Below are 9,505 nucleotides of genomic sequence, written 5' to 3' on the forward strand. Positions count from 1 at the left end.
TCATGGGACGATAGTGGTGGGTCCGGGCGTGGCCGGACCGCGACTGCGAGGAGGATCGAACGTGGCGTCGAAGGCCAAGTTGCCGGGGACTCAGGTGCCTGTCAGCGAGAAGAGCAGCCCGCGCGGCGTGGACATGAAGGGCCAGATGCACGTCTCCGAGCTGATCTCCGACCGGGCCGCCGCCCCGTCGCCGTTCGGTGACGACCAGACCTTCCCGCTGCCGGTGGACCGCCTGACCTACACGCCCACCTTCACCCAGGAATGATGCCCGCGGTCGGCTTCGACCTGGACATGACCTTGATCGACTCCCGGCCGGGGATCGCGGCGGCCTATCGGGAGCTCACCGCCCGGACCGGGGTGCACGTCGACGCCGACCTCGCCGTGACGCGGCTCGGTCCGCCGCTGCGGACCGAGCTGGGGTACTGGTTCCCGCCGGAGCAGATCGAGGACGCCGTCGTCGCGTACCGGGCGCTCTACCCGGAGTACGCGATCGAGCCGACCGTGCCGACTCCCGGCGCGGTCGAGGCGCTGGCAGCCGTCCGGCAGGCCGGCCTGCGGACCGTGGTGGTGACCTCGAAACTCGGCCGCCTGGCCCGGTTGCACCTGGACCATCTGGGCATGCGCGCCGACGAGCTGGCCGGCGACCTGTTCGCCGAGGGCAAGGCGACTGCGCTGGTGGAGCACGGTGTGCGGTGGTACGTGGGGGACCACGCCGCCGACATGGTGGCCGCCCGCACCGCCGGCGTCCCGGGGATCGGGGTGGTCACCGGCCCGTGTTCCGAGCAGGAGCTGTGGGAGGCCGGCGCCTCGTACGTCCTGCCGGATCTGACCTCCTTCCCCGCGCTGCTGAGTGAGATTGCGGTTGGGTCCCGGCCGTCGTCTGGATAGCCTTGCCGTGAGCAGTTGTGTCCATTGAGTGAAGTTGAGGTCAGCGGTGCCCACGGGTCGAGTGAAGTGGTACGACGCTACGAAGGGATTCGGGTTCGTCACCAGTGACGAGGGCGGTGACGTGTTCCTGCCCAAGGGTGCGCTGCCGGCGGGGGTCACCGAACTGAAGACGGGCCAGCGGATCGAGTTCGGGGTCGTGGACAGCCGTAAGGGCGCGCAGGCGCTCGGCGTGAAACTCCTGGACGCGCCGCCGTCACTGGCCGAGCTGCGCCGCCGCCCGGCGGACGAGCTGGCCAGCATGATCGAAGACATGATCAAGGTGTTGGAGAGCCAGGTGCAGCCCGCCCTGCAGCGTGGCCGCTACCCGGACAAGAAGACCGCGCAGAAGATCGCGCAGCTCGTGCACGCGGTTGCCCGCGAGTTCGAGATCTAGAGGTTCACCGCAGGTGTCAGACCCGCCGCCGCGGCGCGTCCCAGCAGGGCGTTCGCGGCGGCGAGTCCGTCTTCGCCCAGGTTCAGGGTGAACTCGTTGACGTAGAGCTCGATGTGCTGCTTCACCACCGCCGGTTCCATCTCCTGCGCGTTGGCGAGGATGAAGTCCTGGCTGACGGATGGGTCGAGCCAGCCCCTCCGGAGTGACTCGCGGACCCACTCGGTGGCCTGGGCGGGGTCGACGGCGCCCTTCTTCGCCAGGATCGCGCCGAGCGGGATCGGCAGCCCGGTGTCTTTCTCCCACCACTCACCGAGGTCGGCCAGGGCGGTCAGGCCGAACCGCTGATAGGTGAAGCGGGCCTCGTGGATGACCAGGCCGGCGTCGAACCGGCCCTCGGCGACCCCCGGCATGATCTGGTGGAACGGCACCACCTCGATCCGGGCCGGCGGCTGGTCGGTGGCCCAGAGCCGGAACAGCAGATAGGCCGTGGTGCGGTCACCGGGCACGGCCACGGTCGCGCCGGTCAGGTCCCGCGGCTCCCGGGTCAGCACCAGCGGGCCGCAGCCCCGGCCGAGCGCCCCGCCGCAGGGCAGCAGCTCGTAGTCGTCGAGCAGCCAGGGCAGCGCCGCATAACTCACCTTCACCAGGTCGAACGCGCCGTCCTGCGCGGCGGTGTTGGTGACGTCCACGTCCGCGAAGGTCAGGTCGACCGGCGGCGCGCCGGGCACCAGCCCGTGGATCAGCGCGTGGAAGACGAAGGTGTCGTTGGGGCAGGGGGAGACCGCCAGGGAGAGCGCCACGGTCTCACGCTAGCCCGGCACGCCGGGGAGTGCTCTGTCTAGCTCCCCACACTCGGCGGTGCATCCTGGAAAAACTTTCACCTTCGTCTCTGGATCTATCGTGTGACGCTTCTTACACTCCGCTTGTTGGATCAATTGATCGATCAAAGGGGGTTCCCGTGGCGCGACTACGATCGCTGGCCGCGGGCGTCCTGGTGCTCGGCCTCGTAGGTGGGCTGCCCGCGCCCGCCGCCATGGCCGCGAGCTGGACGCCGGCGAATGACCTGGAAGGTGCCTGTGTCACCCTCCAGGCCTCGAACGGTTACGTCTTCAAGGACAGCGTCGGATACGGGTACACCAGCAATGCGGCACGCGCCGAGAAGTTCCGGTTCGAAGCGACCCAACTCGGCCGCTACGCGATCCGGGACTCGACCGGCGCCCCGATCTACCAGAGCATGCTCGGCTGGATCTGGGCCGGCGCCGACTACGGCGACCGGGCCGACTGGACGGCCAGCGTCGCCGACGGCCGCTACCGGTTCGTGTCCACCGCCACCAACCAGCAGATGGGCGTCTACCTCGGCGGTCTCGGGGCGGGCAACTCGACCTACGCGCTCGCGCCGGCCACCGGCTGCGCCGCCAACCCGGACATCGCCACCGGTGTCAGCGGCACCCCGGCGCCCGGCGTCGACTCCAGCGGCAAGCTGGTCGGCTGGATCGACGCGCACGCGCACATCACCGCGGCCGAGGCGTTCGGCGGCTCACTGCACTGCGGGGACGCGTACGCGCCGGGCGGCGTGACCGTGGCACTGAGGGGCTGCCCGTCGCACGCCACCCTCGGCTGGGGCGCCCTGCTGGAAGCGATCATCGCCGGCACCGACCCGATCGACTCGGCCGAGGACGGCTGGCCGACCTTCAACGACTGGCCGCAGCACGACACGATGCTGCACGAGGCGTCGTACTTCCGCAGCCTGGAGCGGGCCTGGCAATCCGGGCAGCGGGTGATGAACGTGCTGCTCGTGGCGAACCGGGTGATCTGCGGACTCACGCTGGAGCACACCTCCTGCGACGAGATGGACCAGATCAGGGCCCAGTCCACATATCTGCGGAAAATGCAGGACTATGTGGACGCTCGCAGCGGCGGGCCTGGCAAGGGCTGGTTCCGCCTGGCCACCACCCCGGCCCAGGTGCGTCAGATCGCCGCCCAGGGCAAGCTCGCGGTGACCATCGGCGTGGAGAACTCGGAGATCTTCGGTTGCCGGGAGATCAAGGACGTGCCGCAGTGCACCACCGCCGACATCGACCGCGGGCTCGACGAGCTGGCGAGCATGGGCGTCAGCGGCATCTATCCGGTGCACAAGTTCGACAACGCGTTCGGCGGCACCCGCTTCGACGAGGGCGTCACCGGTGCCGCGGTCAACGTCGGCAACCTGATCTCCACCGGTCACTGGTGGCAGGCGACCAGCTGCACCGGCCCGTCCGACAACGAGCAGCCGCTGGTCAGCGACGACATCGCCAAGCTGCTGCAACTCGGCGTGAACCTGCCGGCCGGGACGATCCTGCCGGTCTACCCGAGCGGCAAGATCTGCAACGTACGCGGGCTGACCGACCTCGGCCGCTACCTGATCCAGCGGATGATGGACCGGGGCATGATCATCCACATCGACCACATGAGCGTGAAGACCGCGACCGCGGTGCTCGACATGGCCGACCAGGCCGGTTACCCGGGTGTCACCTCGGTGCACAGCTGGTCCGACCCGACGATCATGAACCGGATCCTCGGAGTCGGCGGGTTCCTCGCCGGCTACGCCTTCGCGGCGACCCCGGACGGCCAGGACACCGCGACCTTCCTCGGTGAGTGGCGGGCCAACCGGTCCCTCACCAACGGCTCGAGAATCACCGGGTACGGCGTGGGCACCGACGTGAACGGGCTGGGACCGCAGGCGGCTCCGCGCCAGAACGCCGGATCCAGTCCGCTCACCTACCCGTTCACCGCCACCAACGGCACCACCGTCAGCAAGCACGTCTACGGCACCCGCACGTTCGACCTGAACACCGACGGCGTCGCCCAGTACGGCCTCTACGCCGACTGGATCGTCGACCTGATCAACCAGGCCGGACCCGACGCGACCACGCTCCGCCGGCAACTGCTCAACGGCGCCGAGGCCTACACGGTGATGTGGGAAAGAGTCCGTACGTGACGCTCGTCGAAACACCGGTCCGCCGCCGCTGGATGACCGCCTATGGCCTGGCCATGGTCGGGGTGGCGGCGGGCTGGTTCGGCCCGATCCAGATCCTGCTCCCGGAGCAGGCCGCGCGGCTCGCCGGCGAGGACGGCAAAGAGGCGCTGCTGGCTCTGGTCACCGCGTGGGGCGCGGCAGTGTCCATGGTGGCCAATCCGCTCTGGGGCGCGCTCTCCGACCGGATCGGGTCCCGGCGCCTGCCGATCTTCGTCGCCGGCACCGTGGTCGGTGTCGCCGGGCTGCTCGTCCTGGCCGGCGCGGACACCACGCCGCGCATGGTGCTCGGCTGGGTGCTGGTGCAGGGCGGGCTGAACGGGCCGCTCGCCGCGCTCGCCGCGATGATCGGCGACCGGGTGCCGGAACGGCAGCGCGGCACGGTGGGCGCGCTCTTCGGGGTGGCCCAGATCGCCGGGGTGGTGCTCGGCACGGCGGTCGCGGTCGCCGTGGGGCAGGGCGCGCCGGGGTACGTGGCGGTGGCGATCGCCGTACCCGCGCTCGGTGCGGCACTGCTGATCATGCACCGGGACACGCCCGTCGCCGCCGTACGCCGGGAGCGGATCCACTGGGCGGTCCTGCTGCGCCCCGGCAGCCAGTTCGCCTGGGCCTGGCTGATCCGTTTCCTGTTGAACCTGGTCAACGCCCTGGTCCTGGTCTACCTCTTCTACTACCTGTCGGACCGGGTGGGTGTCGCCGACGCCGCCGGCTGGGTGCTGGCGCTGACCGTGGTGAACGTGCTCTTCGCCGGTGTCGTCGGGTTTGCCGGCGGCGTGCTGTCGGACCGCTGGGAGCGCCGCAAGATCTTCGTCGCGGTCGCGGCGGTGCTGCTCGCGGCCGGCACCGTGCTGATGGCGCTGGTCCCGGCCGTCCCGGTGGTGATCGGGGCTTCGGTGCTGGTCGGGATGGGGTGGGGCGCCTACATCGCGGTCGACATGGCGGTGCTCACGCACGTGCTCCCGGACGCCGAGACCCGGGCCACCATGCTCGGCCTCGCCAACGTCGCCGGGACGCTGCCCCAGCTGCTCGCCCCGGTGGTCGCCGCGCCGATCGTCACCGGCCTCGGCGGATACCAGACCCTCTACCTGCTCACCACGGCCTTCGCCCTGGCCGCGCTGGCCGCCCTGCCCCGCCTGCGCGCACTGTATTGAGAGGACACCCGTGTACCCCCAGTTCCCACCGGGATTCCGGTTCGGCATGTCGACGTCCGCCTACCAGATCGAAGGCGCCGCCGACGCGGACGGCAAGAAGCCGAGCATCTGGGACACCTTCACCGCGCGGCCCGGGACCGTGCGGCACGGCGAGCACGCGCGGGTCGCGATCGACCACTACCACCGGTACGCCGAGGACGTGCGGCACATCGCGGAGGCCGGGGTGCACGACTACCGGTTCTCGTTCTCCTGGCCGCGGGTGCAGTCCGGCACCGGCTTCTACGACCGGCTGGTCGACACGATCCTCGCGGCCGGGGTGCGGCCGGTTCCCACGATCTACCACTGGGACCTGCCGCAGGAGCTGGAGGACGCCGGCGGGTGGATGAACCGGGACACCGCACAACGGCTGGCCGACTACACCGCGATGCTGGTGGAACGGCTCGGCGACCGGGTGCGGGACTGGATCACGCTGAACGAGATGAGCGTGCACACCCTCTACGGCTACGCGCTCACCGACCACGCGCCGGGGCGGGGGCTCGGGCTCGGGGCGCTGCCGGCTGCCCACCATCAGCTGCTGGCGCACGGGCTGGCCGTACAGGTGCTGCGGGCCGGCGGGGCGCGCAGCGTCGGGGTGGCGAACCAGCACTTCCCGGTACTGCCGGCCGGTGACGACCCGGACGACGTGGCGGCGGCCGGCCTCTTCGCCGACCTCACCAACTGGACCTTCGCCGACCCGATCCTGCGCGGTGAATACCCGAACGAGCTGGTCGTGGCCGGCATCGGCGTCGACGGCGCCCAGCTGGCACGGGATCTGGAGGTGATCCGGGCGCCGCTCGACTTCTACGGGGTCAACTACTACGAGCCGACGATGATCGAGGCACCACGGGCCGGCAAGGACTACGCCGGGGTGCTCGAGGTCGACATCCCGGACGGGCTGCCGTTCTCCCCGGTGCCGGTCAAGGCCGAGCGCACCGACTTCGGCTGGGCGATCGTGCCCTCCGGGCTCACCGGGATCCTGACCACGCTGCGGGACCGCTACCCCCACCTGCCGCCGGTGGTGATCACCGAGAACGGCGCGTCGTTCCACGACGCCGGCCCCGGCCCGGACGGCCGGGTCCACGACCCGCGCCGCATCGCCTTCCTCGACGCGCATCTGCGCGCCGTCGCCGACGCCATCGAAGCCGGGGTACGGGTGGACGGCTACTACGTCTGGTCGGCGATCGACAACTTCGAGTGGGCCGCCGGGTACGACGAACGGTTCGGCCTGGTGCACGTGGATCGGGAAACCCTGGCCCGGACCCGGAAGGACTCCTGGTACTGGTATCGCGACCTGATCGCGGCTCAGACCCGGAGCTGATCAACGAATGCCGTGGCGAGGCGGGCCAGCCGTTCCGCTCGGCCCTCCTCGGCCCACCCGTCCACCAGGCTCAGCAGCGTGCTGCCCTCGACCAGGATGATGAAGTCGTCGATCACCGCCTCGTCGGACACCCCCGGCCGCAGCTCGCCGAGCTCGCGCGCCTCCCGGAGACAGTTCCGCAGATGCCCGCGGATCTCCTGGTGCGAACGCCGCCGGGACTCGGCCAGCCGGGGATGGGACAGGGCCGCCCCGGCGAACGCGACGTTGACGTGTGCGTCGGCGGCGCGCTCCTCGTCGATCGGCAGCACCGCCTCCAGCGCGGCCCGCAGGCCGGCCAGCCCGTCCCGGTTCTGGCCGAGGCGGAAAGCCCGCTCCACGATCCGGTCGTAGACCGCCTTCTGCGCGGCCACCAGGATGTCGTCCTTGCCGCCGAGAAAGTGCGCGAGCACGCTCAGCGAACAGCCGGCCTCGTCAGCGATGGCCCGCGTCGTGGTGCCCTCGACACCACGAGCCCGGACCACCCGCCATGCGGCGGCGAGCAGCTGCGCTTTTCTTTGCTCGTGGTCCACCAACCTCGGCACGCGGCCAGCTTAGCCAGCGGTTCCGCCGGGCCGGGGTGAGCGTGCGGGCCTGCTCACGCCCGGCGGGCGCGCTGCGGCCCGGAGGGACTGCTCAGCTCGCGGGGTAGCCACGGGGCCGTGCGCTGCTCGTACTGGGAAAGGGTTAGACCGGCGCCGGCGTGCTGAGCCGGCGCAGGCGCCTGGCCAGCGGGAGGGTGGCGACCACCGCGACCACCGGGATGAGGAAGGCGGCCTGCAGGCCGACCGGTTCGGAGAGCGCGCCGAGCAGGACCGCGCCGAGCAGCGCGCCGCCGTAGTTGAAGAGGTTGACTCTGGCGATCACCTCGTCGCTGCTCTGGGCGGCGAATTCGCCGGCGGCGCTGAAGGCGAGCGGGACCAGGACGCCGACGCCGATGCCGGCGATCGCGAAGCCGGCGATGGCGGCGCCGATGGAGGGAAGGGTGGTCACGACGGCGCAGCCGAGGCCGCAGACCGTGAGCGCGCCGAGGGCGATGGGGGTGCGACCGGCCCGGGGCACCACGTGATCGGCTACCAGGCGGCTGACCAGCACGGCGGCCTGGTAGGCGGCGTAGCCGAGCGGGGCCACCGAGGCGGCGGCTTTCAGCGAGTCCTGCAGGTAGACGGAACTCCAGGTGCTCACCGCGGAGTCGACCAGGAACGCGGTGAAGATCAGCATGCCGCAGATCAGGACCACCGGGCGGACGCTGGGGCCGCCTTCGGCGTGCACCACGGCCACCCGCTCGGTGCGGCCCGGTTCGAAGGCGCGCCAGCCGATCAGGCCGATCAGTGCGGCGTAGGCGGCCGCGATCGCCACCGTGATGGCGGCGCCGGCGCCGGTCTCCAGGACGCCGGACATGAGCAGGGCCGCGGCGATGGCGGCGGCGGTGTAGGCGGCGAAGAGCCGGCTCATCACGTTGCGGCCGAGGCGGGCCTGGACCAGGACGCCCTGCATGCTGAGCGAGGCGTCGACGGCGCCGAGGCCGACACCGTAGGCGAGCAGGATCGCGGTGAACAGGATGTTGGGCGTGTCGACGGTGGCGCCGGCCAGGCCGGCCGCGACCAGCAGCAGACCGGAGGCAAGCGCGTAGCGGCTGCCCCAGCGGGCGGCGATCCGGTCGGCCAGCATCGAACCGGCGGCCGCGGCGACGCAGACCAGCAGCAGGATCGCGGAGACGAAGGTGTCGTCGATGCCCTGCCGGTCCTTGAAGGTGGGCAGCGCAGTGACCACCGCGGCATAACCCAGACCCTGAGCGGCATAACCGGCGCCGATCAACCGGGCCCGGGCGGCAGCCGTCATCCCGCTCGCGTTGGTCATCGTGCCTCGCTTCGAAGTCGGCGGCGATGGTTCACGGGCCGTTCAACGGCTTGTCAGCGCAGCATGCCGGTCTCGATCGACAACGGCAACAGCTTGCCGGTGTCGGATCCGGGCGACCCGGGTTCGGCCGGTTTCAGGACAGCGAGGTTAGGGCGGGACCGGCGGCCCGCAACGCGGCGAAAGCGTCGGCCAGGCGCCAGGCGGCCCGGTCGCGGGGGCCGATCGGGTTGGAGACGGTGCGCAGCTCGGCGAACGGCACCCCGGCGCCCGCGGCGGCGCAGGCCACGCCGTAGCCCTCCATCGCCTCGGCGACCGCCTGCGGGAAGCGGGCCGCCAGGCGGTCGGCCGTTCCGGCGGTCCCGGTGACCGTGCTGAGCGTGAGCACATCGCCGGTCACCGCGTCCGGGAGGGCGGCGCGCAGCGCTTTCACCAGCACCGGATCGCACTCCAGGACGCTGCTGCCGAAACCGAGCTCGTCGACCGGCAGGAAGCCGTCGGGGGTCTCGGCGCCGAGGTCGGCCGCGATGCTGCGGGTGGCGAGCACGGTGCCGCCGACAGCGGCCCGGCCGGGGAAGCCGCCGGCGATGCCGGCGCTGAGCACCGCACGGAACGGGCGGGCGGCGAGCAGGCGGGCGGTTCCGGCCGCGGCGGCGGCCGGGCCGAAGCCCACCCCCCCCACCACCGCCACCGCCCGGTACAAACAGCCACGGACGGCGTACGCCACCGCCGGCAACGCGGTAACGAAAAAAAAGGGGTAAGGCCACACG

The 9,505-nt window shown here is 71.4% G+C and carries 10 protein-coding genes; 6 read left to right on the forward strand and 4 right to left on the reverse strand.

Translation table 11 applies throughout. The features are described 5' to 3' along the window. The first annotated feature begins 61 nt into the window (after nt 1-61). From AB0F81_RS03010 to AB0F81_RS03020, 3 genes are read left to right on the forward strand one after another with little or no spacing between them, the layout of a single operon-like run. Nucleotides 62-265, forward strand: a complete 204-nt coding sequence (locus AB0F81_RS03010) for a hypothetical protein (RefSeq protein ID WP_360189953.1) — start codon at nt 62-64, stop codon at nt 263-265. After that, nucleotides 262-888, forward strand: coding sequence for an HAD family hydrolase (locus tag AB0F81_RS03015; protein ID WP_360189956.1), 627 nt, complete (start codon nt 262-264; stop codon nt 886-888). The genes AB0F81_RS03010 and AB0F81_RS03015 overlap by 4 nt, the downstream gene beginning before the upstream one ends. Before the next feature lie 46 nt (nt 889-934). Then, nucleotides 935-1,321, forward strand: a complete 387-nt coding sequence (locus tag AB0F81_RS03020; protein WP_360189959.1) for a cold-shock protein — start codon at nt 935-937, stop codon at nt 1,319-1,321. Here AB0F81_RS03020 and AB0F81_RS03025 read toward each other — a convergent pair. Then, nucleotides 1,318-2,121 carry a 1,4-dihydroxy-6-naphthoate synthase gene (locus AB0F81_RS03025; RefSeq protein ID WP_360189962.1) on the reverse strand — a complete coding sequence of 268 codons (804 nt, stop codon included), beginning with the start codon at nt 2,119-2,121 and terminating at the stop codon, nt 1,318-1,320. The genes AB0F81_RS03020 and AB0F81_RS03025 overlap by 4 nt on opposite strands. Before the next feature lie 158 nt (nt 2,122-2,279). Here AB0F81_RS03025 and AB0F81_RS03030 point away from each other — a divergent pair, with 158 nt between their 5' ends. The 3 genes from AB0F81_RS03030 to AB0F81_RS03040 are packed head-to-tail and all read left to right on the forward strand — an operon-like array spanning nt 2,280 to nt 6,842. After that, nucleotides 2,280-4,298 carry a hypothetical protein gene (locus AB0F81_RS03030; protein ID WP_360189965.1) on the forward strand — a complete coding sequence of 673 codons (2,019 nt, stop codon included), beginning with the start codon at nt 2,280-2,282 and terminating at the stop codon, nt 4,296-4,298. Continuing rightward, nucleotides 4,295-5,485: an MFS transporter gene (locus AB0F81_RS03035; protein WP_360189967.1), complete on the forward strand. Its 1,191-nt coding sequence runs from the start codon at nt 4,295-4,297 to the stop codon at nt 5,483-5,485. The genes AB0F81_RS03030 and AB0F81_RS03035 overlap by 4 nt, the downstream gene beginning before the upstream one ends. Nucleotides 5,486-5,495: 10 nt before the next feature. Beyond that, nucleotides 5,496-6,842, forward strand: coding sequence for a GH1 family beta-glucosidase (locus AB0F81_RS03040; RefSeq protein WP_360189970.1), 1,347 nt, complete (start codon nt 5,496-5,498; stop codon nt 6,840-6,842). On the opposite strand, the gene AB0F81_RS03045 is transcribed toward AB0F81_RS03040, so the two are convergent. The 3 genes from AB0F81_RS03045 to AB0F81_RS03055 form a co-directional block, all read right to left on the reverse strand. Continuing rightward, nucleotides 6,827-7,423, reverse strand: a complete 597-nt coding sequence (locus AB0F81_RS03045) for a TetR/AcrR family transcriptional regulator (RefSeq protein ID WP_360189973.1) — start codon at nt 7,421-7,423, stop codon at nt 6,827-6,829. The genes AB0F81_RS03040 and AB0F81_RS03045 overlap by 16 nt on opposite strands. Before the next feature lie 142 nt (nt 7,424-7,565). Beyond that, a complete protein-coding gene (locus AB0F81_RS03050) occupies nt 7,566-8,738 on the reverse strand; it encodes an MFS transporter (protein ID WP_360189976.1) in 1,173 nt (390 codons plus the stop codon). 133 nt (nt 8,739-8,871) lie between these two features. After that, nucleotides 8,872-9,504, reverse strand: a complete 633-nt coding sequence (locus AB0F81_RS03055; RefSeq protein WP_360189979.1) for a futalosine hydrolase — start codon at nt 9,502-9,504, stop codon at nt 8,872-8,874. Nucleotide 9,505 lies beyond the last annotated feature (1 nt).

Origin of the sequence: Actinoplanes sp. NPDC024001, assembly GCF_040638955.1 — a bacterium.
GTDB lineage: Bacteria > Actinomycetota > Actinomycetes > Mycobacteriales > Micromonosporaceae > Actinoplanes.

What these genes read in the sequence shown, in the direction of transcription:
- AB0F81_RS03015 (WP_360189956.1), top strand. Translation starts at nt 262, where the DNA reads ATGATGCCCGCGGTCGGCTTCGACCTGGACATGACCTTGATCGACTCC.
- AB0F81_RS03050 (WP_360189976.1), bottom strand. Translation starts at nt 8,738, where the DNA reads ATGACCAACGCGAGCGGGATGACGGCTGCCGCCCGGGCCCGGTTGATC.